The sequence below is a fragment of the Lachnoclostridium phytofermentans genome (genome assembly GCF_000733755.1).
GTDB lineage: Bacteria > Bacillota > Clostridia > Lachnospirales > Lachnospiraceae > Lachnoclostridium > Lachnoclostridium phytofermentans_A.
Map to the genome: position 1 here is coordinate 346,185 of NZ_JPOF01000003.1, position 26,209 is coordinate 372,393.

General features: G+C 34.7%; 24 protein-coding genes and 1 other annotated feature. Of the genes, 2 read left to right on the forward strand and 22 right to left on the reverse strand.

The window, feature by feature from the left end; genetic code table 11:
• Nucleotides 1-104 precede the first annotated feature (104 nt).
• Nucleotides 105-959, forward strand: coding sequence for an AAA family ATPase (locus tag CC92_RS0106930; RefSeq protein ID WP_029503654.1), 855 nt, complete (start codon nucleotides 105-107; stop codon nucleotides 957-959).
• Between the two features lie 280 nt (nucleotides 960-1,239).
• Here the strand turns inward: CC92_RS0106930 and CC92_RS0106935 are convergent, their stop codons facing one another.
• The 15 genes from CC92_RS0106935 to CC92_RS0107015 all read right to left on the reverse strand — a co-directional run bounded on the left by CC92_RS0106935 (nucleotide 1,240) and on the right by CC92_RS0107015 (nucleotide 16,695).
• A complete protein-coding gene (locus CC92_RS0106935; protein ID WP_029503652.1) occupies nucleotides 1,240-1,794 on the reverse strand; it encodes a rubrerythrin family protein in 555 nt (184 codons plus the stop codon).
• Between the two features lie 231 nt (nucleotides 1,795-2,025).
• Complete coding sequence (locus CC92_RS0106940) at nucleotides 2,026-2,871, reverse strand: 2-oxoacid:ferredoxin oxidoreductase subunit beta (RefSeq protein ID WP_029503651.1); 846 nt, start codon at nucleotides 2,869-2,871, stop codon at nucleotides 2,026-2,028.
• A 1-nt stretch (nucleotide 2,872) separates the two neighbouring features.
• The gene (locus CC92_RS0106945) at nucleotides 2,873-4,543 is read right to left on the reverse strand and encodes a 2-oxoacid:acceptor oxidoreductase subunit alpha (protein ID WP_029503650.1); all 1,671 of its coding nucleotides are present in this window, start codon (nucleotides 4,541-4,543) and stop codon (nucleotides 2,873-2,875) included.
• Nucleotides 4,544-4,916: 373 nt separating this feature from the next.
• Nucleotides 4,917-6,650, reverse strand: a complete 1,734-nt coding sequence (locus CC92_RS0106950) for an ammonium transporter (protein ID WP_029503648.1) — start codon at nucleotides 6,648-6,650, stop codon at nucleotides 4,917-4,919.
• A gap of 153 nt (nucleotides 6,651-6,803) precedes the next feature.
• Nucleotides 6,804-7,367 (reverse strand): flavin reductase family protein, encoded by a 564-nt coding sequence (locus tag CC92_RS0106955; protein WP_029503647.1) that lies wholly within the window; start codon nucleotides 7,365-7,367, stop codon nucleotides 6,804-6,806.
• Between the two features lie 219 nt (nucleotides 7,368-7,586).
• Entirely contained in the window at nucleotides 7,587-7,907 is a 321-nt protein-coding gene (locus CC92_RS23615) for a GNAT family N-acetyltransferase (RefSeq protein ID WP_081841899.1), read from the reverse strand.
• 37 nt (nucleotides 7,908-7,944) lie between these two features.
• Entirely contained in the window at nucleotides 7,945-8,226 is a 282-nt protein-coding gene (locus CC92_RS0106965) for a hypothetical protein (protein ID WP_029503643.1), read from the reverse strand.
• Nucleotides 8,227-8,526: 300 nt separating this feature from the next.
• Nucleotides 8,527-9,003: a flavodoxin domain-containing protein gene (locus CC92_RS0106970; RefSeq protein WP_029503642.1), complete on the reverse strand. Its 477-nt coding sequence runs from the start codon at nucleotides 9,001-9,003 to the stop codon at nucleotides 8,527-8,529.
• 181 nt (nucleotides 9,004-9,184) lie between these two features.
• The gene (locus CC92_RS23620; RefSeq protein WP_162175535.1) at nucleotides 9,185-9,457 is read right to left on the reverse strand and encodes a hypothetical protein; all 273 of its coding nucleotides are present in this window, start codon (nucleotides 9,455-9,457) and stop codon (nucleotides 9,185-9,187) included.
• A 31-nt stretch (nucleotides 9,458-9,488) separates the two neighbouring features.
• The gene (locus CC92_RS22480; protein ID WP_155998394.1) at nucleotides 9,489-9,632 is read right to left on the reverse strand and encodes a hypothetical protein; all 144 of its coding nucleotides are present in this window, start codon (nucleotides 9,630-9,632) and stop codon (nucleotides 9,489-9,491) included.
• A gap of 44 nt (nucleotides 9,633-9,676) precedes the next feature.
• Nucleotides 9,677-10,174, reverse strand: coding sequence for a GNAT family N-acetyltransferase (locus CC92_RS0106990; RefSeq protein ID WP_029503638.1), 498 nt, complete (start codon nucleotides 10,172-10,174; stop codon nucleotides 9,677-9,679).
• A gap of 128 nt (nucleotides 10,175-10,302) precedes the next feature.
• Nucleotides 10,303-11,097: a class I SAM-dependent methyltransferase gene (locus tag CC92_RS22100; protein WP_029503635.1), complete on the reverse strand. Its 795-nt coding sequence runs from the start codon at nucleotides 11,095-11,097 to the stop codon at nucleotides 10,303-10,305.
• 66 nt (nucleotides 11,098-11,163) lie between these two features.
• Nucleotides 11,164-11,410: a binding site (T-box leader), on the reverse strand.
• 222 nt (nucleotides 11,411-11,632) lie between these two features.
• Entirely contained in the window at nucleotides 11,633-12,649 is a 1,017-nt protein-coding gene (locus CC92_RS0107005; RefSeq protein ID WP_029503634.1) for a S66 family peptidase, read from the reverse strand.
• Nucleotides 12,650-12,781: 132 nt separating this feature from the next.
• Nucleotides 12,782-15,316: a beta-glucosidase gene (locus CC92_RS0107010; protein WP_034218444.1), complete on the reverse strand. Its 2,535-nt coding sequence runs from the start codon at nucleotides 15,314-15,316 to the stop codon at nucleotides 12,782-12,784.
• An 11-nt stretch (nucleotides 15,317-15,327) separates the two neighbouring features.
• The gene (locus CC92_RS0107015; RefSeq protein WP_029503630.1) at nucleotides 15,328-16,695 is read right to left on the reverse strand and encodes an MFS transporter; all 1,368 of its coding nucleotides are present in this window, start codon (nucleotides 16,693-16,695) and stop codon (nucleotides 15,328-15,330) included.
• A gap of 256 nt (nucleotides 16,696-16,951) precedes the next feature.
• Between CC92_RS0107015 and CC92_RS21525 the strand changes: the two genes are divergently transcribed.
• Complete coding sequence (locus tag CC92_RS21525) at nucleotides 16,952-18,148, forward strand: helix-turn-helix domain-containing protein (protein WP_051650785.1); 1,197 nt, start codon at nucleotides 16,952-16,954, stop codon at nucleotides 18,146-18,148.
• A gap of 114 nt (nucleotides 18,149-18,262) precedes the next feature.
• Here CC92_RS21525 and CC92_RS0107025 read toward each other — a convergent pair whose 3' ends face one another.
• The 7 genes from CC92_RS0107025 to CC92_RS0107055 form a co-directional block, all read right to left on the reverse strand.
• Complete coding sequence (locus CC92_RS0107025; RefSeq protein WP_029503627.1) at nucleotides 18,263-18,535, reverse strand: hypothetical protein; 273 nt, start codon at nucleotides 18,533-18,535, stop codon at nucleotides 18,263-18,265.
• A 68-nt stretch (nucleotides 18,536-18,603) separates the two neighbouring features.
• Nucleotides 18,604-19,143, reverse strand: coding sequence for a hypothetical protein (locus tag CC92_RS0107030; RefSeq protein WP_029503626.1), 540 nt, complete (start codon nucleotides 19,141-19,143; stop codon nucleotides 18,604-18,606).
• 1,848 nt (nucleotides 19,144-20,991) lie between these two features.
• A complete protein-coding gene (locus CC92_RS0107040; protein ID WP_029503624.1) occupies nucleotides 20,992-21,834 on the reverse strand; it encodes an AraC family transcriptional regulator in 843 nt (280 codons plus the stop codon).
• A 551-nt stretch (nucleotides 21,835-22,385) separates the two neighbouring features.
• The gene (locus CC92_RS22105; protein ID WP_197035786.1) at nucleotides 22,386-22,571 is read right to left on the reverse strand and encodes a hypothetical protein; all 186 of its coding nucleotides are present in this window, start codon (nucleotides 22,569-22,571) and stop codon (nucleotides 22,386-22,388) included.
• A gap of 89 nt (nucleotides 22,572-22,660) precedes the next feature.
• A complete protein-coding gene (locus CC92_RS0107045; protein ID WP_029503623.1) occupies nucleotides 22,661-23,287 on the reverse strand; it encodes a DUF6273 domain-containing protein in 627 nt (208 codons plus the stop codon).
• A 246-nt stretch (nucleotides 23,288-23,533) separates the two neighbouring features.
• Nucleotides 23,534-24,511, reverse strand: coding sequence for a MerR family transcriptional regulator (locus CC92_RS0107050; protein ID WP_029503622.1), 978 nt, complete (start codon nucleotides 24,509-24,511; stop codon nucleotides 23,534-23,536).
• Between the two features lie 611 nt (nucleotides 24,512-25,122).
• Entirely contained in the window at nucleotides 25,123-25,971 is an 849-nt protein-coding gene (locus tag CC92_RS0107055; RefSeq protein WP_029503620.1) for an MBL fold metallo-hydrolase, read from the reverse strand.
• Between the last annotated feature and the right edge of the window lie 238 nt (nucleotides 25,972-26,209).

Genomic DNA, 26,209 nt, shown 5'->3' on the forward strand with positions numbered 1-26,209 from the left:
TTTCTTGCGAAGCAAGAATATATTTTGTTTTCTATGGTTTAGACTTTCATTTATAGATCGAATTCGCTATAATTGAACTTATCAAGGATGAGAGTGGTGTTACTATGATCTATTTAGATTCTTTTACTTTTCCAGACGATGAGATGGAATTTGACTTCATTTTGTCTATTAAACGAAAATGTTATGATACATTTTATCCCTTTAAGATTTTATCAAGAAAAGAACTTCGCATCTTAAATTTTGAGCCCATCACAATTTTATATGGTGGTAATGGTTCAGGGAAAACAACTGCTTTAAATGTGATTTCTGAGAAATTACACCTAAGCAGAGATTCTAGATTTAATCAATCTAACTTTTTTCCTGATTATATTAATCTATGTGATTATTCATTGCTACGTGAGCTTCCTACCCACAGTAGAACGATTACCAGTGATGATGTATTTGATTATATGCTTAATGTTCGCATGATGAATGAAGGTATCGATTCCAAAAGAGAGGACCTTTTTGAGGATTATTTAGAAGCAAAATATTCAACTTTTAAATTCAACTCCATGGCGGATTATGAACAGTTAAAAAAGGTAAATCAAGCAAGAAGCAAAACACAATCAAAATATGTAAGAAATAATCTTATGGAGAATATTAGAGAACATTCCAATGGAGAAAATGCATTTCAATATTTTCTTGAAAAGATTGGAGAAAATGGTTTATATCTTCTGGACGAGCCCGAAAATAGTCTGTCCCCAGAACGACAGATGGAATTAGTAAACTTCATCCAGGACTCTGTAAGATTTTTCGGCTGTCAATTTATAATCTCAACTCACTCTCCTTTTTTATTAGGTATGAAAGATGTTAAGATTTATGATCTTGATGAAAGTCCAGTAAAGGTAAAACCTTGGACGAAACTAAAGAATATAAAAGTATATCATGAGTTTTTTGAAGCACATAGGAGTGAGTTTTAACCCCATACTATCTTGTTTAAGAGTGCGCATCCCTCGGAGAGTTTTTGATTTATAGGATATTGAACGCAATTTCCTATAAACAAGAAAAAGCACGCTTCGCGAACTTTTCCTTTTCATGAATAAAGTAAAGTGACTATCTCCCCTTATGATGATAACGGAGTGATAGCCACTTTCTAATTTTTATCTTGTATTCTTATTTTATACTTATCTACATTAGTTCAATAAATTTCTGTTTTATGGTCTTCTGATCATAATCTGCTTCAAGAACTTCTGCTTTTGATTAGAATTCCTTGTACATCTCCTTTTTCGCACCACAAACTGGGCAATTATCAGGAGCATCATCTAGAATGGTATGACCGCAAATTGGACAAATGTGAACGGATGTAAACTCCATATCTTTGCCTTCCTTCGCACACTCTTGTGCTTTAGCAAACATATCAGCGTGAATTTTTTCTGCTTCCAATGCATAGTGGAAGGAACGTTGTGCTCCTTTTTCCTCTTGAAATTCAGCAGCATTTAAATATACTGGATACATCTGCTCAACTTCATGAAGCTCACCATTGATTGCTCCTTGAAGGTTATCCACAGTTTTTCCAGTACCAAACACACCACCTGCGGTTACTGTTGCATCTGTTGTCTCGCCACCAATTTCACGAAAATGATTGTTCGCATGAACTAGCTCAGCATAAGCGATTGCTTCAAATAATCTTGCAATGTTTTTAAATCCTTCTTTTTCTGCCATCTTAGCCCATGTTAAGTATCTCATATGAGCTAAACTTTCTCCGCCATATGCGGAATGTAAAAAATCACTTGTCATTGGGTTTTTAACTGCCATTTTATAACCTCCTAATTTTTAGGGAAAAATCTTGTATTATTAATTGAATAAGCTTTGCCTATAATCAAAATACAACAAAATTCCCTTGTTTTTATTTAATAAGGTTCCCGCGAAAGTACCAAGATGTTTAATACTTTCCCTAGTTCCTATATTACAAGGTGAACGGAATATCAGACATAATTTGTCATTAATAAATTAAGCAACAAGTATATCAAACAATAAAATAATTATTTAAACAAATTCTTTGATCAAATTATTTATAACCGAATTATCTCTTATTCGATCCACAAGAGGCTCTCGTCCCGCTAGAACTATATTTTTTTGATGGAATGTCTGTTTTTGCTCTTGATAAAGTACACCGATTGGTATTCTATCGTCAAATTCCATCGCACGTTGCATAGCTTCTAACTTATTGGATGGATCATAGTCCTCCTCCAAGTGATATACTCTGCTCTTATAATATGCATAGGTGTTAACCTTATTAAAGCTAATACACGGCTGTAGGATATCTACAATAGCATAACCAGGATAAGAGATTGCCTGCTTCATAATCTCAGTCAAATGCTTCGTATCTCCACTAAACGCTCTGGCTACAAATCCTGCTCCTGCTGCGATTGCCATTAGCACTGGATTTAGCGGTGTATTTACACTTCCCGTTACTTGAACACCAGTGATTTGTCCTTCTGATGTGGTTGGAGATGCCTGACCTTTCGTTAGACCATAAATCTGATTGTCATGAACGAAATGTGTAATATCAACATTTCTACGAATGTTATGAATAAAATGATTCCCACCTTCACCATAGGAATCACCGTCGCCAGTGTCAACAATTACCGTCAGTTTTTCATTGGTAATCTTAGCAGCAACTGCTGCTGGTAATGATCTACCATGTAATCCACAAAAACTATTGGCACTGATATATTGCGGTGTCTTTGCTGCCTGACCAATTCCACCAACCATTAATACTTCATATGGATCTTTCCCTAACTCTTCTAGCGCTGTCTTAAGACATTGTAGAATACTAAAATTTCCGCACCCAGGACACCATGCTGTTTCATACGTTTTAAATTCACACATATTACTTTTGACCTCCTTTTCGTACTCTTTCTACAATCTCTTCTCCAGAAATCTGTCTTCCATCGTATTTTAAAATACTACTAGTACAAAGAATTCCTGTTTGCTCACGAATCAAGTCTTTTAACTGACCTGTCGCATTTTGTTCAATATTAATAATTTGCTTTGCCTTACTAGCTTTTTCCTTTAAAACTTTAGTAGGAAGCGGATAAACATCACCGAACGATAATGCTCCATACTTTCCAGGCTCGGCTTTATTTAGAGTATGGACTGCTTCTGCAATTGGACCATAGGTAGAACCCCAGCCAATTAATAATATCTCACAGTTTACTTCGCCCAAAAATTCTGGCTCTAATAACTCTTTCCTAAGAAGGTCAAGTTTCTTCATACGTTTATCCATCATTTGATTACGTACATCCGCTGATTCCGTAATGAAACCACGTTCATCGTGTTCATCACTGTCCGCAGATACAAAGTTTCTTGACTTCCCAGGAATCAGTCGTGGTGAAATCCCACTCTCCGTTAATTGATACCTTAAGTATTCACCTTCTTGATATTCACCCTTAGATGGTTCCGAAACTTTAATATTAGATAGATCAAATGGCTCCACTGTTGCAGTCGAATCTCCCAAGTATTGATCGCTTAATAGGATAACCGGTATCTGATATTTTTCTGCAATATCAAAAGCACGTATTGTTTGGTAAAATGCATCCTTATGATTCTTTAGTGCAATTACCATCCTTGGGAATTCCCCTTGAGCTGCTGATATTACGAATTTTAAATCACTCTGCTCCGTTCTGGTAGGAAGACCGGTTGCAGGACCCGGACGTTGCACATCTACAGCAACTAAAGGAATCTCTGCTATGCCAGAAAGCCCTAATGCCTCAACTTTTAAGCAAAATCCTCCGCCAGAGGTTCCTGTCATCGCCCTTGCACCTGCATACGAAGCTCCAATTGCCATATTAATAGCAGCGATTTCATCTTCTGCCTGTTCTACTACGAAATCTGCTTCCACACTCTTAGAAGCTAGATATTCCATAATCGCTGTGGAAGGTGACATCGGATATGCAGAATAGAAATTAACTCCTGCTGCGATTGCCCCAAGTGCTAATGACTTACTTCCAGAGATAACCATCCAATCTTTAAAGTTACCATTTGAGATGGAATATCTTGTTTCAACACTATCAAAGCCAAGCTTAACTGCTTTTAAGTTCATATCAAGATACGCTTCTTTTACTAAGGTCTTCATCGTCTCCTCAACATGATCCATACCGATTCCAAAAAGCTTTAATATGGCACCAATTGCTATACTTCCAGAAACTCGGAAATTACCAAGCTCCTTTGCCATGCCATTCATATTAAGCTTGATTGCTTTAGCATCTGTTGTTGATAACTTCGTATCGCATAAAATAAACCCATCTTCTTTTAAATTTTTTTTATGTAATTCGACAGTATCATCATCAAGAGCAATCATACCATCCACTTGATTGCTATGTGAGGTTATCATTTCATTTCCAAAACGTATCATGCAAAAATTATGACCACCTCGTACACGAGACATAAAATCCCTTATCGTGAATACATAATATCCTGCTTTTTTTAGTAAAACTTCTAGGTTTGCAACTGTCGTATCAATTCCTTGACCTGCTGCACCACCAACCAATATATTATACATGTGACACCTCCTAATCTTGTTATTTATTGTATTATATATCTTTTATTACCAAAAAACAACCGATTATAAATAGTATTTTCATTACTTTTAAATATATTTCTTTATTTTAATAGTTAATATGATGATATTTTCGTTTTTTCTCGCCTTATCATGATTAGTTTTATTTACTCAGATTTATTAACGAATTTTTTATTATTACTAATACAATTCTACATAATAACACTTAAAAACTATTTATATAAATAGTCTTACAAGATTCTTTTTAACTTGTAAAACAAAAAACTTCCTCCCAGTCAAGAATTACGTTCACCATAATTTTCAACTGAAAGGAAGCTTATCATTTATTTATATGCAAAGTATTCTACAGTTTTCTCTAGTCTTCATCCTGCAATGCATCGTAACCGTGTTCGTTGGTACGAATCTTGATAACATCTTCCACATCGTAAATGAAGATTTTTCCGTCACCAATCTTTCCTGTATAAAGCACTTTTTGAACAGTGTCAACGAGCGTTTGAGTAGGAATTTTACATATGATAACATCAATCTTAATCTTAGGAAGCAATCTTGTCTCCATAGGTGCACCTCGGAAGTAAGTTTGGTGGCCTTTTTGCATACCATGGCCAAAAACATTCGTAATTGTAAGCCCTGTGATGCCTAGTTTATCAAGCGCATCCTGAAGTTCTGAAAATTTGGTTTGATTTGTAATAATTGTAACCTTTGTCATTTTTGCTCCTGGATGTTCCTTGTGAACAACAGGGATAGCAGTATCTGCCGAAACAGCAGGTGCATTTGTAATATCTAACTTGACATCTTCAATGCCATTTGAAAATTCTGAACCCGTCGCAACTAAAGCGAAGTCTGGATATGCTGAATTTCCATGCTCACCAATGTCAAGACCGGCGATTTCTTCCTCACGTGATACTCGAATCCCAATTGTTTTCTTAATTATCATCCATACGAGGGATGAGGATGTGAATACGAAAGCTCCGACAGCAACTATGCCAAGCAGTTCAACACCGAGTAGCTCAAATCCTCCACCGTAAAATAGACCATTTTTAGTGGAAAGACTTGTAACACCCTCTTTTGCAAATAGTCCAACGCTAATTGTACCTAAAATACCACAACAAAGGTGAACTGATGTTGCACCAACCGGATCGTCAACTTTTATTCGATCAAAGAATAAAACTGCAAATACTACAATGATACCAGCTATCGCACCGATTAATAAGGAGGCTTCGATACTGACATAGGCACAGCTACCAGTAATTCCTACTAAACCTGCAAGACATCCATTAATTGTCATACCTAAGTCTGGCTTTCCTATGAAAATCCAAGAGGTAATGGTGGATGTTAAAACAGCCGCAATCGCTGCAGTGTTCGTTGTCATTAGAATGTACATGACGTCCGAAGGATTCTGAAAGCTCATGGTTGATCCAGGATTGAAACCAAACCATCCAAGCCATAGAACGAACAGACCGATAACGGCAAGGGACATATTGTGACCTGGAATTGCCTTAGCTTTACCGTCTTTACCATATTTACCAATCCGAGGACCTAGAATCAACGCCCCAGAAAGAGCTGCCCAACCGCCAACAGAGTGAACCACAGTGTCGCCAGCGAAGTCCATAAATCCTAGATCTGCAAGCCAGCCACCACCCCATACCCAGTGGCCTACGATTGGGTAGATAACAAGTGTGAGTACAAACGAAAAGATAATGAATGCAACGTATTTAACACGCTCAGCAACAGCACCGGAAACAATGGTTGCTGCAGTACCACAGAACACCAACTGGAAGAAGAACTTACCCCAAAAAGGAACGTTTGAAGTCAGAGTGACATCGTAAAAAGAAAGATCAGTGTTTCCTAAGATAAAGAGATTCTTTGTTCCGACAAAAGGATTGTCACCACCAAACATCAGCCCCCAACCAAGTAGCAGGAATCCTAAGGATGAAACTGCAAAAACGATAAAGTTTTTTGACAGGATATTTACAGTATTCTTAGATCTCGCAAAACCCGCTTCAACAGCTGCAAAGCCAAGGTTCATAAAGAAAACCAAAATAGCTGCAAGAAATACCCACAGTGTGTCAATAATCATAGTAGTATTCATATAAGCACCTCCAAGTTAATTAAAAAAAAGAGGACAAAGACATTCTTTTTAAGAACGCCTTTATCCTCTTTTTTTGATAAACACATGATATTACACCAAATTTATTTTGTCAATATATTTTTTAGTTTTTTTTACCATTTTTTTAGGATGCAATTACCGTTGACTTCTCCATTCTCCGCAGCCACCGATTCTTTTATCAATCGAAAAATAATTATATGGCGCATAGATAACAGGATCTAACTTTTCTAAATCAATCATCTCCATATTCATATCTTCCAAGCTCTTATCTATTTGTATATTTTCAATTCTAGCTAAAAACAAATGACTTCCCTCTAGTTCAATTGTTTTGCTTACACTACATTCATAGACCCATTTACTTTGGTCAAGTATAGGTACTTTTCGATGATTTCCCCAACTATAATGGAAACTCATATCGTTTTTTAGCTTTTCTTCCCCTGTTGTTGTTCCAAAGTAATCTGCTAACCATATCATATCAGTGCTAATTAAATTTGCTGAAAAGGACTGTTCTCTCATAATATTGGTCTTTGTCTGTTTACTCCCTCCTATTGTTAACATAAGATGCGGTCCATTATCAAAGCTAAATCCCAACCAAGTAATGATGCAAAAATTCGGTGTATCATCTTCATTTTTAGTACCTATAAGATACATAGGTTGCGGACTAAATACCCATGCAGGTTTCATATTTATTTTATCCATGTTAATAGGCCTCCCTTTATAATGATATTACTCTCACTTACATTAAGAATGTAATAAAAAAGTATGTTCCTAACATATTGACAGTTTTAAAGTTATTCTCTTATCAGTATCTGCCTCATCATATGATAGATTTCATGTTATGTACATGATAAAGAGATAGCATGTTCCTGCTGTTTTTACTTACTCAGATAAACGAAAAATATCCATTTTGCTCCTGGTTTAAATGCTATATTTTAATATACTTCCATTCATACTGTCTTTCATCGTTATGATATCGCACTTAAAAACATCTGTAAGAATCTGCTCTTTTAGTTGAAATTGGGTTTTAAAAACTTTTGCTCCAAATTTTTTGTAAAATGAGTTCGATGATGAATGATGGAAATTATAAATAATAATCTCCTTTAATCCCAAAGTTTCATAAAAACTTAAAATCTTGGACATTAACATTAACGAAATCCCTCTCCCCCTCTTATCAGGGTAGACCCATAATCCATTTAATTCTACGCCACAAGCCGAAACATAAAGCCCACATAGCCCCAGCGATAGGCATTAGAAGTGGTACTACTGCACCAATCAGTCATATTGGACCAGCCAGTCCTGCTCCAAAGAATAACAATCGGATTGCTTTTTGTTCTTTCTCCTTATGAAAGACGAAGGCTATGAAAAATGATGAGATACATAAAAACAAATAAGACCCCATCAATGCATAGAATATCGAATTGGAGTTGCCTGCGACCAGAATCTCCAATCCATCCAGCTGATAGTTTTTAAGACTTGGTATTACTGTGATAATCTGAATTAGATAATTTGCTGTTGAAATAATCGCATAAATAAGTCCGAAAGCTATCGATAATTCCATCATTACCTCCCAAAAATTTATCATTCCATAATTTACTTTAGAAATGATAAAAAGTATACCTTTTTTACAACAATATTATATATGATTACTTTTATTCCTAAATTATGATAGCATATTACAATGCAGAGTTAAACATAATTTTCCATTAAAATATAATCATCCGATAAACAAGAAAAAGCAAGCTTCGCGAACTTTTCCTTGTCATGAATAAAGTAACCCCTTCTGTTAGGCAAAAACAATTGTCTAATGAAAGGGTTATTCTATGTATGAAAGGAAAAATTATATGATTAACATTTTGTTTTACACACTTATTTCTCTAACAAAATCCTCTAAGCTCTCATGTGAAATCTTCAAATTCTTATAATTTCCTTTTGTGGCAGACTTCACAATTAACTTATCTAAAAAACTCATTTTTTCTAACCGCGCTTCACCACCAAACATCTTTACTGTCTTTGTGTTTTTTAACAATGTTGATGGAAAATTAGCGGACAGATAATCATTTGCTTGTTCTGGAAATGCACAACACAGGAAAATACCTACTCTTTTTTGAGTTAATAACTCAATGTTCTCATGACATAATGTGCGGAGCTTTTTTGAAATCGCGCCTACATAGATCGAACTACCAATAATAATAGTGTCGTATTTTTCTATCTCAATTTTTATGTTCGATTTATTTATGTCAGTAAGTGTCACTTGGCCAGTTAATTTGCCTTTTAAGTTACATGCACAGTCCGCTGTACACCCATATTTACTTGAAAAAATAATAATGGTATTCATTTTATTCCCCTTCCCCAAAAACATTTTCTACTGTTTTTCGCATCGTGTTGCTACTGTAAGTTGCTTATCGAGATTTTTTTAGTCTGGCTTTTCTCTTTATTAGGCTTAAATCCTTCTGCAAAGAGTTGATCAAGCATACTTATTTCCTTGTTAATACTCCTAGTTGTATCATCTTTCAGCTTCATATTCCGTATTTATCTTTTATTTCTTTAGAACACCTACTAACTCCATACACTTTTATTGATTCAACCACTTGCTCAAATAATTCTAAGCTAACATCTTTCGCTAAAAAAAATAATCCTACATGTACTATTTTCATTTTTTTATTCTCGGATATCGCTGTTTCTAAGTCTTTCCTTGTCATACCGCCAATACCAACTATAAGTTGGCAATCGCTGTTTTCTTTTTGTTTGATTAGCCTTTTTGTTTCTTCTTCATGTTTTTCTAACTGCAGCTAGTGTGTCAATCCATATTCTTCTAATGATTTACAATTTTATTTCATATAATGCCATCGACTGGCCATTATCATGATCAATGATTTTTACAATTTTGAACCCTGCATTAAGATATATCTGCACTAATACTTTTTTGTTTACAACTTCTCCCATGTTTAGCTTTAACTCATTCATATAAGAACTCCATAACTAAAAATCTTCCTAATTATCCTTTTAAATTAATTTGATATTTTATAACAATATCGGTATCCTTTTTCAGTTTCCTCGTATTTAGTAAATCCACAGCTTTCAAATAATTTTTGAGAAGATATATTAAACTTGTATATTTCATCTACTCTGATTTCTCCATAGCCTAGTGTTTTAGCTCTATTTATCAATGCAGTGATTACAAGTTTTCCAATTCCTTTCCCCCTATACTTCTTTTCTCCAATCACTATGGGCATATCATCCTTCCAAAATGTCACATCACCTATTGGGACGAATGTTTCACCTTCTATAATTTCAATAAAATATTCTTCTCCCTGATTTGCTAAGAAAGTATACATTCTTTTAAGTCGATCCATATCATATTTATCCGGTGTGTTATTTACAGATAGTAACGTTTCCTCGTCTTGATACCACTTTAATGCAAAGTCAAATACTCCGTCGTATTTTCTTAATCTCAGTTTATTTGTAATAACGATAATTTCAGGTTGTTCAATATTTTTAATTGGCATTTATTTTCTCCTTCGTTTATGTCAGATTTAGCTCTATGTTATTTAATTATACTTTTTCCAATATTATCTAGTCAAGCTTTTAATGAGTATACTCCTTCACCCTATATGCATAAATTCTTTCATAATACCTATTTTTTCCCTACTATAATTACATGATTACTTGCACCTAATACTGATTTTTCACGACATATACTATAATGATAATTGCACCAAACCTCAAATTGGGCAGCACTCAAGGCATCTATTCTCTCTCGCAGCAATGGTGACATTCCATCTTGTGCAAAATGTTCTATTATTTTTAGACCATTTCTTATGTATAACTCCTCCATTTCATCCATACTGGAATAATAAGTATCTGTCCAAAAACAATTCTCATCATCATGTTTTAAAACTCCAGTGTCGATTAACTGCTTTGCTAATTTCATATCCACATATCGTCTATCACTCATAGCTATATGTTGAAAAACATAATATCTAGGAATATAGGAGGTTACTAAAAGTCCTCCCTTTTTAAGAACCCTAAGTGATTCAGAAATACATTTTTGTCTCAGATCTTCCGTAATTAAGTGATAAAGTGGTCCCATATTAAGGACAATATCAAATGATTCATCTTCATAAATCTTCATATCCGTTGCATCTAAAATCGAAGTATTCATATAATATTTTTTATTCTTCAACTTTTGTTCAATTATTTCAATATGTCTTGGAGTTATATCTGTGGCAGTCACCTCATGTCCCTTATTCGCTAAATAAAATGCATATACCCCTGTTCCTGCCGCGCAATCTAACACTTTCATTTTATTTTCGAATAATTCATCAAAGATTCTAGTTGTTGTTATGAACTCAATCCTTCTAGCATTATTGGTTGTTAGTCTATCTTCTTCTTTAGAATTCTCATAGCTTTCTATTATAAAATTTTTCATATCCATTCCTCCTACATAAACAATAATTAATTTAGAACAACAAAAAAGCTCCCTCCTTGCTTATATTTCAAGGACGAGAGCGTAAGCTTCGTGTTACCACCTTAATTCATCTGTATCTCACAATACAGACCTTAACAAGTACGGAATACATTCGATACTCAGACGCTATAATGGGCGCACCCAGTGTAGCCTATACAATGTAGTCAGTACACAGCTCCAAGACTGGTTCAACATTTCATCAATAAAGTTTTTCACCAACCAACTTCTCTCTGTAATATCCAAAATGTTTACTATCTCTTTTCATTGCTTTTCATTCTTTTTCGGAATTATAATCTTTTTACTATTTCATGTCAAGAACTATAATGTATTATAAAATCCAATAATAGGCATTTTTATCATATTCAGAGTAAACTGTGTTAAAGGTGGTCTCTAATCCTTTGATTATTGGCATAAACATAATCTCCTTGTATAATTTCTGTTATTTTTATACTTACATTCCTGCACACATGAGAATTATTCATCGTTTGTGCAGAAATTAGCATACAGCAGATTCAATAACAGTAAAAGATATTTTTTCGCAATCAATTTCTGCCATTGCACCTACAGGCATTATTGTCATTGGAGTGCGATGAGAGAAATCGACATTCTCCAAAACTATAATATCTTCTCTATTTGCCTCATATTTAAGAAATTTCAATAAAATTTTTTCTTCTTCTTCATTCAATTGATGCACTATAAGTCCATTTGCATGTTTAAAAAGTCCAGCTGCATCAAAAGCTCGAAGCTCATGCAGTCCAGCCAATGAACTACCATATGGTGAACCGATTTCTAAAAAGAGAATACAATCATTGAAAAATTCTGGTTTCGGGAAATATTTTGTCCCCATAATCTGTCTTAATGGGGCTCCGCAGCCACCAAATAACCTTCCTTTTACTTTACCTTTCCCTTGTAATAACTTATAACCTGTATTCTTAGTCCATACTATATCATTTTCAGATACATCTCGCCATTCAATATTGGTATATGAATCGCATGGCTTAATTTCTCCTATCATTTCCTTACTAAATAAGCTTTTGTTTATGGCTTGCATTGTATAATCATCAAGCTTTACAGGTTGAGCAATTGGTGTAAGAAGATTAGGACCGTAAAATGACATGACGCCAGCGACCGCAAATAAGGTATTCCAAGATGCTATGTCAGAATATCCCATAAACACCTTAGGATTATTATGTATTACTTCAGCATCTATAAAAGGGAATACGCGATAAGAGTCATCACCACCCATAATACAGATGATTCCATTAACATCTTTATTATTCAATGCCCACATTAAATCAGCTCCACGTGCTTCTGGATGTTGATAAAGATAGTCGCTTCCCTTTAGTGCATTAGGAGTCGTAATAACTTTTACTCCGAATAAACTTTCTAAACGTCTTTTTCCTTCATTAAATCTGGTAAGCAGGTCAGCATCTCCACCCCTGCCACCAGATAATGAAATGAGAGCAATTGTATCTCCTGGTTTTAATACCTTTGGCTTTAATAGTTCCTTCAAAATTTTATCCTCCTAAAATTGCCTTTTTACTCAGTATATTTTTTCCAAACCAGAAAGTCAAATATTTCTTTGGAAAATAGTGTATTTTGACCTGTACATATCATATTCAATTATGCACTCCTCTTATACTCCCTACTTCAAAACCTTCTTCACCCCACTGACATAATATCCATTTAGTAAATCCAAGATTCCTTCCATCATGCTCTCTGTAATTAATCCATCCCCTGATGCAACCATTGCAAAGAATGGCATTTCCTTAATCATTGCTATCATCATCCCTTCTTGACCATCTTCTAACTTAGATACTTTATTCAATATCATATCTGCATACCTATTCACTAATTTTCCAACAAAGGTATGCTTAATATCTTCTAAGGTATGGTTTTGATTAAATGGCCTTGTAATCTGACTGTTACTTACTGGCAGTGATTTTCCATACAGAGCTTCAAATTCTTTGGAATCAACGGTGAAATTTTCTTTTGGTAATTGATAATACGTTGGTGCACTTTTCCTAAAATCAGGTTGTGCCTGTTCCGTACTTTCTAAATTTATCTTTGAATTAAGTGAGCAATCCTTAGTAGAAGCTCCAACCATAATTTCATACTCTCCACTTTCTGCGTACCAATCTTTGATGATTGTGTTATAATACCCAAAAGTCTTGGTATCTAAGGTAAGTGAAATCTCCTTACTCTCTCCCTTATTTAGATGAACTTTCGTAAATTCCTTCATTTCTTTCTTTGGCAAAAATACTTTCTTATTCTTATGTGCTACAAAAACATAAGCAATTTCCTTCGCATCATAATCTCCTATATTTTTAACAGTGAATTTCACCTGAATGTCATCGCCATACTTACAAGCCATCTTATCTAATCTAAGATTCGAGTACTGAAACTTCGAATAGGATAATCCGTAGCCAAATGGAAATAGCACTTCTTTTCCCGCAGCCTCATAATATCGGTATCCAATAAAGATACTTTCCCGATATTCAACGGTTTGATTGCCACCTGGAAAATAAGAATAACTTGGGGTATCCTCTAATTTTAATGGCCAAGTCTCAGCTAACTTACCACATGGTACACTTACCCCTAAGAGTAGATTAACGATTGCTTTTCCTACCCCTTCTCCTCCAAGGTAAGCAAGTAAAACAGCTTTTACTTGATGAATCCATGGTAGTTCTATAGGAGCACCCCCGATTAATATAGCAACCACATTAGGATTACATTTACTAACCTCTTCTACCAAACGATTCTGTTCCCTAGGTAATCCTAAACTAACTCGGTCAAAACCTTCTGATTCATATCCTTCTGGTAATCCAACAAATAGATATACTACCTCTTTCCCTTTTGCCACTTCACATGCTTCTTTTATTAACTGTTCTTGTTCTTCCAATTCTTCTTTATTCAGTTTAGCACCTAACGGCTTCACCTTTAACTGATATCCTTGGGCAAAGACTGCATTCACTCCACGAACAATGAGTTCACTCCATGGTTGATCAACTTGAATCGGATTGATTTTGGAACTACCGGCACCTTGGTAACGAATATTCTTTGCAAATGCTCCGATAACTGCAACTTGTTTCGTTGGATTTTTAAGTAAGTCCTTAGATGGTAATAGAGAGTCTTCATTTTTTAATAATACACAAGATTGTTCTGATGCAGATACCGCTAACTTGTGGTGTTCCTCTTTGTCATAACCAAAGCAATCCTTTTCGGTATTCTCATCCTTCTTATGAAGAGCATCATCATTCTCATTAAGAGCGTTATCTTTCTTTACTTTTCGATTCTCTAGTGCCTCTAAAATAAAGGCAGTTACTCTCTCCGCCACTTGATTTAATTCGCCTTCTGTTAACTCCCCACTCTTAATGGCCGCCAACACTTTATTATCGTTATATCCTTTATTTCCAGGCATTTCAATATCCAGTCCTGCCCTTACTCCAAGTGCCCGATTATTCACCGCACCCCAATCAGAGACAATTAACCCTTCATATCCCCACTCTTCTCTTAGAACCTTAGTCAGTAGATAAGGGTTCTCACTGGAATACACTCCGTTAATCTTATTATAAGAGCACATTACCGTTCCTGGTTTTCCCTTCTTCACCGCAATTTCAAAAGCTCTCAGATAAATTTCCCGAAGTGTTCTCTCATCAATAACAGCATCTATGGTCATTCTTCTCTTTTCCTGATTATTCACTGCAAAATGTTTTAAAGATGTTTTCGTCCCTGTGCTTTCAATTCCGTTAATTGCACTAACGGCTAATTCTCCAGAGAGAATCGGGTCTTCGCTATAGTACTCAAAATTTCTACCACACAAAGGACTTCTCTTCATATTTACACCTGGCCCAAGAACAACCGATACCCCCTCAGCCACACACTCTTCGCCAATTGCCCTTCCTACTTGGTACACCAACGATCGGTCGAAACTACAAGCTAGCGCACTGGCTGTTGGAAAGCAAACCGCTGGTTCACTATTTCCTATGCCTAGATTATCTGTTGATCCTAGTTGCTTTCTTAGCCCATGAGGTCCATCTGACATCATAATGGAATCCATGTCCAACCGTTCTATCGGTTTGGTATTCCAACAATCAAGACCAGAACACAACCCTGCTTTTTCTTCTAATGTCATTTGAGAAACTAGTATATTTGCCTTCTCTATTATTTCACTCCTCATAGCCCACCTCGTTATTCTTTTTCTGAAATCATCTTCTTGGCATCCTCAAAACTAGACTTTTCGATTGGAAGTAACTTCATAAAAATAATAGATACTACTAAGCTAAGAGCTGGAACACATCCCATCAAGAAACGGATTCCAAGCACTGCGCTGGCGGATTGCGTAATTACTGCACCACTTGCACTTTCCACATAACCAAACCATCCCATAGCCGCGGTTACCACTGCAACTAAGATGGCGGAGCTAATTTTATAAAGGAGCATAGTCGCCCCATACATCATTCCTTCTCTTCTGACTCCATTCTTCATCTCATCAACTTCAACCACATCAGGTAAGATGGAGAATACCAACACTTGCGACGCTGAGATACCAACTCCAATAAGTACAGCAATGATAATTGTGATTACAATATTTCCAGCAGGAATCAACATGCAAGATAACAATGGAAGAATGAAGTAAATAGAAGAAATTATATACGCCCTCTTCTTCCCAAGCTTATTACTAACACTAACCCAAAGAGGAGTTGCTATAACTGCTGCAACTAGTGGAACTGCCATAAAGACATAACTTAAATCATCTGAAATCTGAAGTGAATATTTTAAGAAGAATATGTAAATTGCCATAATGATATCAAAAGCAACCATGTTAAAGATGAAAACCCCTAATACAAGGCGGAATTCCTTTAACTTTAGTAAAGATTTTAAATTTCTCCCTATGTTACCGTTGATTTCACCTGATTTATCTTTCACACGTTCTTTGGTCCCTATAAAGGCAAGTAAAATACAGATCATTAAGACTACTCCCATAACAACTCCCATGACCGGAAAGCTCCTTGTGTAGCTTTCTTTCCCTTGAAAAATAGTATCAACAATTAAAGTAACTCCCACTGCTGATAGTAATGAACCAATAAAAGAAAATGCCATCTTAAACCCTGAGATACTGGTACGCTCATTATAATCTTGGGACATTTCTGGTAATAATGCATTGTAAGGGATAGCAACTAGTGAATATAAGGTATTAAAACCAATACCTATTAGAGTATAGTAAAAGACTTGTTGTAGATGATCTTTAAAAGGTACTAACCATAAAAGGCCAAAGAAAATTCCAAGTGGAATTGCTCCGAATAATAAGTATGGTCGTCTTCGACCAAATCTTGATTTGGTATGATCCGAAATCACTCCCATCAATAAATCACATACCGCATTCCACATACGGATCACCATAAATATGTACCCTGCCCATAGTGGCGAGATTCCTGCCACATCCGTTAAGAAAAATACAAAATAAAAACCAATCGCACCATAGGCAATATTATTTCCCATATCACCTAATCCGTAAAACACCTTTTCCCGTTTGGATAAACTGTTCTCTTTCTTCATACGACCACCCTCTCTACATAATTTTTAATTCCTTTGTCACTAATTAATTACGTTCTTCTTTATCTAATAATATGTTACCATTAACGTATTGGAAAAGATATTAATTTATCCCTTTTTATGTCAATATTTCTTGACATTTACATCGGTATTAGAGTATATCTAATAGTAGATAACAATGCATATGAACCAAGTTTGTGCTGCGTCAAACTTGAGCCATTAACTGCTCCTAAAATCAGTCGCAGTATGGAGGCTAAATATGAATTTTGAGATACTAAAAGGCCTATATGAATACAATCGAATTCCCCTTTGGATTTTTGATGGTAATTTAGAATTGCATCAACTTTATTTATCAGACATTTCTACTTCTGTGAAAGAAAAACTCACCACTTATATAAAGAATCTAATTACGAAAATCACTACTCCTGACTTTGATATCCTATGTTTTGAAAATGAACTATACTATCTCTTTTCTTATATTCATAATCAACAAACTTATTATCTCTTTAGCGGACCTATGCTACTAACAGGGTTCTATCATATAGCCGAAATGCATAATCTCTCCTTTGCAAAGGCTATGAACACCAAAGAGATAAAGTCCTTAGTAGAACATCTACCTATCGTTACGTTTGCTACTTTTGGCTCATGCTTAAGAGTAATGATGTTATTATTGAAACAAATCGCGCCCCCCATGGAGGAAATTCAAACTTACAAAGCTTCTAACCTACATCATGCTTTCCATAGAACCTTTGTTAGTGAGCTATTTGATAATATCGAAGAGGTAAGAAGCCATACTCCATATAGTCACGAAGTAGCTGTATTAAATTGTGTAAGGGATGGAGATTTAATCAATTTAGAATCAATTTATAAGACACTTCCCCAGACCAAGTACGGCAATATGTCAAGCAATCCTTTAAAGCAACTCTTTTATGGTTGTATTGCAAATACCACCCTAGTGACAAGATATGCCATCGAAGGTGGTCTGGAAGAAGAAACTGCATTTACCTTAAGTGATGTCTATATTAAACAAATGGAACAATGCAGAAACCTATATGAATTATCTATAATTAACGAAAGAATGGCGGTGGACTTTACAAAGCGAGTTGCAGAAATAAAACCAACAAAAATCCCCCACTATAGCAGGGCTATCTCAAAAACTATAGACTATATATTACGCGAAATACATAAGAATATATCACTTAAGGATCTAGCAAAAGAAGTAGGTCTCACACCCAAATACTTATCTGCTCTATTTCATAAAGAAACAAATCAAACCTTATGTAATTATATTATGGCGCAAAAAATCAAAGAAGCAAAAAGACTACTAACCTATTCCGACTATCGTTATATTCAAATCAGTCAGCTTTTATCTTTTTCTTCCCAAAGTTATTTTGTCGCAACATTCAAAAAGATTGAGGGGATAACCCCGAAGGAATTTAGAGAGCAAACTAGATAAGCTAGAAGGTGTGTGTTCTGTTGTATAAATTTTAATTTTCGATTAGCATGATATGAATTAGTGTTGTTTTGTTTTATCAATTACTAATTTCTATTATCACGATATGTATTAGTCTTATTTTGCTTTATCTTCTCCAAAAGATGATTGCATCCACAACCAATTGATTATTGTGGCTAATATTACCATCAATCCAAATATAAATAAAATTAATCCAATCTCTTGGTATGCCACTTGTTGAATTGCCCATATTGTATCTTCACGAGGCCCGCTATAGCCAAAATTCCCTTTTGGCCAAGACATATCGTATGCAAAGATACGTAATACAAATCCGATAATGGCAAAGATAATGCCAAGAACACCTGCTATCATTTGCTTTGAGTTAAGCATAATTTTCCTCCTTTCTATACTTAGTTATCCCGAATTAAACACATCTTACCTTTTATCTTTGTTAAAACCTATTTAATGTACTTTTGAATGGTTTCATCACTCCAAATATGTGCTTCTATATATCGTTCTGGTCCAAATCTACCGTCATCATTCCAGTCTTGTGGCAAGCCGTATTTTAATATTATATCAAGGATTTCATCATATAAATAAAGTTTTTTACGATATTCCTTGTCATCTGTTATACGAGGGCTGAAGGTTGGGTGAGAATCTCCGTATGTAAAGGATACTGTCGTTAAATCAAACTCCTCTATTGAAATTTTTATATATGCGCAATTGTCAAACCAAGTACTTAACCATGGACTATGTTCCATAACCATATAATAAGGCACTTGCCTATGGATTATTCCGCCCTTTTCCCTAAATTTTTCTCTTAATATTTCTTCATAGTGTAAGCGGTCATCCATATAAGTTGGATGTCTTTTCGCACATTGCACATCAGGTTTCTTACTTTTTATTTCATCTAAGATTCTTTTTGCATCTTCAATGGAAGCATCAGATAGATTCCTAAATGGTCCTATTGTTTTATCATAATAATGATATAGATACATCTTTCACTTGCTCCTATAATAAACAATATGTAGTTTTCTAGTATTCTGAATAGCAACATCTCTATTTTCGTGATAAATTGAAACTTGCTTCTTAGTCAATCGTCAATGTACAAAGATATCTGTTTATACCACTATTATATTTATCGCCTAATGGCAACACAGAGAAACCAACTTTTCTATAAAATCCAACTGCATCATCGTCCGTCTCAGCTAAAATAGTATCTGGTTTAAACGTTTCTACACAAAAAGCAGTAGTATCAGGATTGCTTACGGCTAATTCATGCGCTAATGAAAATGCTGCTTTTACAGGTAACCTAACTATATTTTTAAAGGAATACAATTTTGATGACAATAATTTACTATTTATAATTCATCAATATTAATCATTACTTACCTCCGAATGCTGATACGCCAAAGATGATTTACATTCTTTATTTCCAGTTCTTCCATGATAACATACCTCTCAAAATACAGATAATGTTTAGTTCATAATCTAAAATGATAGTGAATTAATTTTACATCAAATAAGAATATACTTAATTATACTTTTCCTAAAATAGGAAGTCAATATTTTACAGAAGATTATTCACTTTACAAAAATGAACCCCATTAAAACAGACATGATAAAAGATCAGCCATGGGATATCTCTACAATTACCATGAAATTGAGTAAAATCGTTCCTTACATAAACATAGCTTTATAAACTGATCTGACTTCAGTGAATGATTCACACATCCCGCATACATGAATTTAAGTGCAAAAAAATATAAAGCTTGATTTATTAGCTTTCATGTCATTTTTATTATTTAGCGTATAGGTTTTTAACTATGAACAAAAGTACTTACTCCTATTTTTAATATAGCGAACTAATATAATAAACATATTTATAAAAACAACAGCAAATATTATATTCTGTAGATACCATGAAGTACCTAAATAACTATCAGAAAACATAGTTGTAAATATATTTACTGGTCCTAAATCACTTCTGCTATAGCATTCAATCCATGGGTATATTAAGCCATATTTATATACATAGAAATTGTCATATTGAGTTATAGGAGATATTGATTGGATAAACGATAAAAAAATCAACAATAAAATTATTAATAAATTCTGTTTTAATGACAAAGCATATTTTTTTATATATTTTTTTAAACCTTTCATTATGTCTATCCTCTCTCACGATACAAAACTAAATGTTTGGCTAACTTCACAGAGGTTTGCCATTCGACTTCTCTCAGATTCGATCACAACAATCAATGGGGAACAATGCTGACAAATAAGAGCGTTGCTTCCTTGGATAATAGCCAAGCTCAGATAGAATTTATTTCTTTCATCAGGGGGTAATCCTGATAATTTTCCGTAATCTCTCTCAATCAGATTATCTTCTATGCAAACTTTTTCAATCCCAACATAGGATGCAATAATTGATGCTGTTTCTTTTACGCTTTTAATGGGCTAATTGTTAACTTCTGTGTATTTTGAGACATTCTCGCTTTCTATCTTGGGTTGGAGAATTGAAATTCAATATCTTCTTCTCTCCTTGGAAGCAATTTGATTATACCATTTTATTCCATAAATTATACCTTGCTTATTTTATTATGTCAATCTATACATAATGTAGCTTCTACTCTTTTAAAAGTGCACTACCTTTTCAATCAAGAAAATGCGAGATGATCTCCGGAATCATTTCATTACTACTTTTTTAAGCAACAAAAAATCGCTAGCCCTTTGATTTAAAAGATTAGCGACTATTTTTTCATAAAGTACAAGATGGGATTTAAACAAATCCCTGAAAACACAAATGTGTATTACTACGATTAATGCTTACTAGTCACAGAACATTACTTTTTAATAACTGGTATCCAAATTTCACTTTTGTAATCAGACGAACTCATATCACCGTTTGAGTACCATTCTACTTCTGGGGCTTCTGCATGCTCATAACCAGATGTAGGAAACCATTCAGAAAATATTCGTCCCCATATATCTGCCATTGCAGTAGGCATAGGCCCGGTTATCTCAAAAATTGCCCAGGTAAGAGATGGTATCTCAAGCTTGTATAAAGTTTTAGGGAAATCTTTTTCTGTTATCGCGGCAATATAGTAATCAGTTGTATTATCTTCATACATCCCACTGTATACGCCTACTAACCCGTTTCCAAGTTCAGCAATTTGTGAAATAGTTTCCCTTGGAGTTTCACTCCACATCTTCCCAATATTCTCACCCAAGCCATTAATTTGTGAAAACCTCTGTTTTACACCTACAATATTAAATGATTCTTTTTGCTCAATTCTGTAGTTCATCTCAACCACTCCTTTTATTGATAATGAGAACGTTACACGAGGATACGCTTTTAGCGATATACCTTTTTCTCTTGCTTTGGAGGGTGTAACGCCATGCATTGCCAGAAAAGCGCGAGAAAACGAGTCAGGTGAATTATAACCATACTTCAAAGCAAGATCGATAATTTTTTCATTGCTATTTTGCAACTCAAAGGCAGCAAGTGTTAATCGCCTACGGCGTATGTACTCGGATAGCGGTATGCCAATAAGGAATGCAAACATGCGTTGAAAGTGATATTGGGAACATAATGCTATTTGTGCAACCCTCACGTATTCAATTTCAGTATCAAGATTATCTTCAATATAATTAATCGCTTTTTTCATATTCTCAAGTGTATCCATATACTTCTCCTTTCAAAATAAGTGTAATATAATTTTTTCTCTAATACCCGATAATATTTGCAAGATTTTGCAGGTTGTTGTATTTAGAAGTTAGTTCCTACGATTGTATGCTTATTCGTCTTATCCATACAAGATTAAATCCTGTTTATCAATCTCTATTACTATAATATCTCATTAATTATAATAAATAAGCTAAATTTACCACTAACCTGTGTATACCAATTAATAATGTATACCAATTAATAATGTTTACCAAACACTACCTTAAATTGGTGTATGATTCCTACCTACTGGAAATGCATAAAGCAGTTGGTAAGAACATACGGTGTATATATCATTGCAACAAGAAAAGTACGCTTCGTTAACTTTTCCTTATCATGAATAAAAAATCCATTGAAACTCAAGGCATTCCGTACCATTTAATAAGTAATACATCCAAAACTCTCAACTCCCCTATGAGATTGGTTGTTGAGATTACCGGTTTGTTAAATGAATTTCCTATCGCTTTGTTTTACTTTGACTACAGGAGAAAATACTAAAACTATACGGATTTATTTATTTTGCCGTATGGTTGATAAAATCAACTTCATACTGCTGCTCGCCGTATTTTCTTTCATTGTCAGTAATAGTACCCTCTGTAAGGGTGATACGCAGAACGATTGAGGGCGGATTGTCTTCGTCGCCAACTTCATCGAACCAATCAAAGATACTTTTAAATTTTGCTCTGATTTCTGCATTCTTCTCTTCTTTAACCCAACCGAGATTTTCAGCTTCATTTATGTTGTAATGATAATAGAACTACTTGAATTGAAAAATGCTTCAATATTTATAATTCCAAGCTCAGCCACAGAGCAGGACGAACTCCACCACTGTTATCGCCTGTTGAAGGATGAATTGTGTTGCTACTGTATCGGAAGGTACCGTTTCCCTGAATGCCAATATTACCATCACCGTGTATATATACGGCTCTTCTATTGTCACGCCCGGACGACCGAAGCCACCACCACCATACATACCCGTCGAATGTCGATCTTCGCTTGATGTTGTTTATGTCTTTCCTTTGGAACCAATATCGTTGTTTGGCACTGCGATTTTCAAGGTTTTTACTGCTGTCACCGAAATATTTGCAGACTACTTCTTCCATGCTTAGAAGAAATATGTAATCTTTTGTATCTTCACCACCTCTTGAACCGTACCACTGATTGTCGTGGTTTTTGTTCCATACTGGAAGGATTCTTGACTGTTCGGCTTCGGTGAATTTGTTATAAAACTCATCATTAAGATATTTTCTTAGCGAGCAGTCAGCCCACGTCACATCACCAGCGTAATTATTATAGGGGGACTGTTCGATTATGTATTCCGTTATAATCAAAGCCGCATTGCCCTGTATATCAAGAATGCGCCAATGATAACTGCCAAATGGCACGATTGAGCCGATATTATATTCCCTCATTCTCTTTCTCCTCGTAAATTCTTACTTGATTTATCTTTGATTTTAATTAGGTTATTCATTTGACTTGACCTCTTTTCTAGTATTGTGATGAGTCTAGTATAAAGGCTTCCCCAAAGGAAGAGTCAAGGGGTAATGACGCTTTTCTGTAAAGATATAAAATTCTCGTATAGTTGCAGCTTCAGCACAGCTTAAATACTACCCTAGGATAAATCTATAACCGTCTATATCTTCCTGCCTACTTATATATTACCTAATATCATCTTTTAACTTGATTGGAACATATCTTTGAAGTTGTTTATAGCCAAGTCCCTTTTCAATGTCTTTATTGGCTATATCCCCTTCATCCAAATAAGGCATATTGCACATAAAATCGCGGCTATTGTCAAGCTCAAAATTTGTGCTTTCAAGCCACCTGAAAATTTTATTTTGCACTTTATTTATGCTCTCATCATCTTCGTCAATGCTTACCGCCATAGCGTATAAGCCTCCCGGAAAATCGATTAAATTTAAAGGACTTACCTCGGCGTCAGTAACACCTTCTTTCACCGCACATATCCATTCTGCTTTGTCGTTTTTCGGTAGTAAAAAATCAAAACAATCGAAAATCACGCTCTTATACAAATGCAAATGTTTCCATAGTTGATTCATATATCCACCGTTCTCAAATATATCCCCCCACAGTTGGTCACCGGACGTTACCGCTTTGAATCTTGGTATCCGTACGACCATTACATCAGGAATTTTATTATCTAATTTTTCCGTTATTTCAATTAAGCGGTTTACATTGGAAGGCTTACCAATATAGTCAACGCTTATCAACTGTGTTTCTAGTTCTCTCGCTTTATCATACAGCAGTTTTATGTCGGAATTGTCAGAAAAATCTACTCGCTCTATTTCATGTATGAAGTCCAGAACAATATCTTTCAACTCATGCAGGAGAGCAACTTCATCGTCTATGTTTTGCACTTTCTTTTCTAACACTTCTAAAACTATGTCAGAACTGGAAGTGCTGAAAATACGTTGAATGTCCTTTATGCTAATGTTAAGCTTACGTAAAATGAGTATTTGCTCAAGCCTTCTGACCGCATTTTCGTCGTACATCCTATACGCGTAATCATCGCTTCTGGCACTGTTTATCAGTCCCATATCCTCATAATAACGCAATGTGCGTGCTGTAATGCTATACTTGCTTGATACATCTTTGATTTTGATTAGGTTATTCATTTGATTTGACCTCTTTTCTAGTTTTGTAATGAGTTTAGTATAAAGGCTTCCCTAAAGGAAGAGTCAATGGGTAATGGCAATTTTAGAAAAATAAAATTCTCGTAAAGCTGCAGCTTCAGTACAACTCAAATACTACCCTAGATATATCGAAATCCAATATTTATCATAGATTACTTATGTCCTTATCATCCATTAGCACTTTTCACAACAACTTTAATATTATCAATGTCTGTTAATTTTTGCTTTACCCAATTGTTCAGTATCTCTAAGAAAAATCTTCATTCCCAAATATTGATATATCTGATTTCAAAATTATCGCTGTACCCGATGAACCTACTAAGTTGTTAATATAAAGTAAAAGAAAAAATTGGAATACCGCTTAATTCTTCTTACTGATGTAGCTAAAGAAATCATAAGTAAGGCCAGAGAACTTAATCCCGAAAGTGAAATTATCTATGAAAGAAATGATGAGTGAAACTGAAAATTATGAATTAAGCTCTGAGAAAGAGCGACAAACACATGTGATGTGCTATTTTAAAGCTGTTAATTTTTGTCTGATTGAATGAGAATTAAGTCAACTAAAAACGTGAAATTCAAGTCTCATATTCGTTTTAATCATTTTTATAGATGATATTACCAATTTTTCCATCTGCCCGCATAATACCATCCTCTTCATCTACTTTTTTTGCAATATAAGATTGATAAAAACCGTTAAACTCAAAAGGAATCTTGTCGCTTCTCCCATCCATTACTTCTTCACATACGTGAATTATTTCAGTCAATATCTCTTTTTTTGCATCTCTTGGCCTATGTGATAATAAAACTCGGTCGTAGTCAGCTTCTCTTGATTTAATTTTTAATAATGAATTTCTGTAATCGGCTACACTGGTTGATTCTTGAAGATGTACCCATGTACATGGATGACAAGCATCACCAAAAATTATGGTTCGTAATTCTTTGATTAATATCATTACACTTCCTTTGGTGTGTCCCGGACAAGTAAGAACTTCTAAAGAAATATTTCCAAGGTCAAAGACATCACCATCAGATAGAAGCTCAAACTTTCTTTTATATGGGGTGACTATATCCTCAATATCAATATCTCCTATCTGTCGATTTGAAGCTATTGCAAATTCTATTAGTGAGTTTTTCATTTCGTTACACTGATTACTGTTGAATTCTAAATCCAAAAGCTTGGCATCTTCCGACGTCAGATAAACCTGACTAAAATAAAAACTCCCCGCGGAGTGGTCAATGTGTGCGTGTGTCAAAATCACGTATATTGGCAGATTTGTTAAGGATTCTACATATTCGCGGATATTCCCTATACCTGCTCCAGTATCTACTAATGCAGCTTTATTGTTACCAATAATCAAATAACACAACTCATTTCCTATTCCAATAATTCTTATAATACCTTTATAAAACTGTTCATGATGAAAATATTCTTGACGATTCATATGATCTCTCCAGTTGTAATTTTTATATAAAATTATTATCGTTCCATCAAGTCGATAAATAATATTACTTAATTGGCTTATTATACCAATTTTTAGACTAAAACTCAACCAATATGAAAAGTGTATCTCTACACATTTGAAGAAATGTACACCTTCATTATGTTGATAACAAACTTGTCAGAATTCCAGTAAGGAAAATAACCACCAGAATGCTGAATGATTTTCCGAATGATTCCAT

What these genes read in the sequence shown, in the direction of transcription:
- CC92_RS0107030 (WP_029503626.1), bottom strand. Translation starts at nt 19,143, where the DNA reads ATGTATCTATATCATTATTATGATAAAACAATAGGACCATTTAGGAAT.
- CC92_RS0107010 (WP_034218444.1), bottom strand. Translation starts at nt 15,316, where the DNA reads ATGAGGAGTGAAATAATAGAGAAGGCAAATATACTAGTTTCTCAAATG.
- CC92_RS0107045 (WP_029503623.1), bottom strand. Translation starts at nt 23,287, where the DNA reads ATGAGGGAATATAATATCGGCTCAATCGTGCCATTTGGCAGTTATCAT.
- CC92_RS22105 (WP_197035786.1), bottom strand. Translation starts at nt 22,571, where the DNA reads ATGCAGAAATCAGAGCAAAATTTAAAAGTATCTTTGATTGGTTCGATG.
- CC92_RS0107055 (WP_029503620.1), bottom strand. Translation starts at nt 25,971, where the DNA reads ATGAATCGTCAAGAATATTTTCATCATGAACAGTTTTATAAAGGTATT.
- CC92_RS22100 (WP_029503635.1), bottom strand. Translation starts at nt 11,097, where the DNA reads ATGAAAAATTTTATAATAGAAAGCTATGAGAATTCTAAAGAAGAAGAT.
- CC92_RS0107025 (WP_029503627.1), bottom strand. Translation starts at nt 18,535, where the DNA reads ATGCTTAACTCAAAGCAAATGATAGCAGGTGTTCTTGGCATTATCTTT.
- CC92_RS0107050 (WP_029503622.1), bottom strand. Translation starts at nt 24,511, where the DNA reads ATGAATAACCTAATCAAAATCAAAGATGTATCAAGCAAGTATAGCATT.
- CC92_RS0106945 (WP_029503650.1), bottom strand. Translation starts at nt 4,543, where the DNA reads ATGTATAATATATTGGTTGGTGGTGCAGCAGGTCAAGGAATTGATACG.
- CC92_RS0106930 (WP_029503654.1), top strand. Translation starts at nt 105, where the DNA reads ATGATCTATTTAGATTCTTTTACTTTTCCAGACGATGAGATGGAATTT.
- CC92_RS21525 (WP_051650785.1), top strand. Translation starts at nt 16,952, where the DNA reads ATGAATTTTGAGATACTAAAAGGCCTATATGAATACAATCGAATTCCC.
- CC92_RS0106970 (WP_029503642.1), bottom strand. Translation starts at nt 9,003, where the DNA reads ATGAATACCATTATTATTTTTTCAAGTAAATATGGGTGTACAGCGGAC.
- CC92_RS0107015 (WP_029503630.1), bottom strand. Translation starts at nt 16,695, where the DNA reads ATGAAGAAAGAGAACAGTTTATCCAAACGGGAAAAGGTGTTTTACGGA.
- CC92_RS0106940 (WP_029503651.1), bottom strand. Translation starts at nt 2,871, where the DNA reads ATGTGTGAATTTAAAACGTATGAAACAGCATGGTGTCCTGGGTGCGGA.
- CC92_RS0107040 (WP_029503624.1), bottom strand. Translation starts at nt 21,834, where the DNA reads ATGGATACACTTGAGAATATGAAAAAAGCGATTAATTATATTGAAGAT.
- CC92_RS22480 (WP_155998394.1), bottom strand. Translation starts at nt 9,632, where the DNA reads ATGAATGAGTTAAAGCTAAACATGGGAGAAGTTGTAAACAAAAAAGTA.
- CC92_RS0106965 (WP_029503643.1), bottom strand. Translation starts at nt 8,226, where the DNA reads ATGGAATTATCGATAGCTTTCGGACTTATTTATGCGATTATTTCAACA.
- CC92_RS0106955 (WP_029503647.1), bottom strand. Translation starts at nt 7,367, where the DNA reads ATGGATAAAATAAATATGAAACCTGCATGGGTATTTAGTCCGCAACCT.
- CC92_RS0106990 (WP_029503638.1), bottom strand. Translation starts at nt 10,174, where the DNA reads ATGCCAATTAAAAATATTGAACAACCTGAAATTATCGTTATTACAAAT.
- CC92_RS0106950 (WP_029503648.1), bottom strand. Translation starts at nt 6,650, where the DNA reads ATGAATACTACTATGATTATTGACACACTGTGGGTATTTCTTGCAGCT.
- CC92_RS0106935 (WP_029503652.1), bottom strand. Translation starts at nt 1,794, where the DNA reads ATGGCAGTTAAAAACCCAATGACAAGTGATTTTTTACATTCCGCATAT.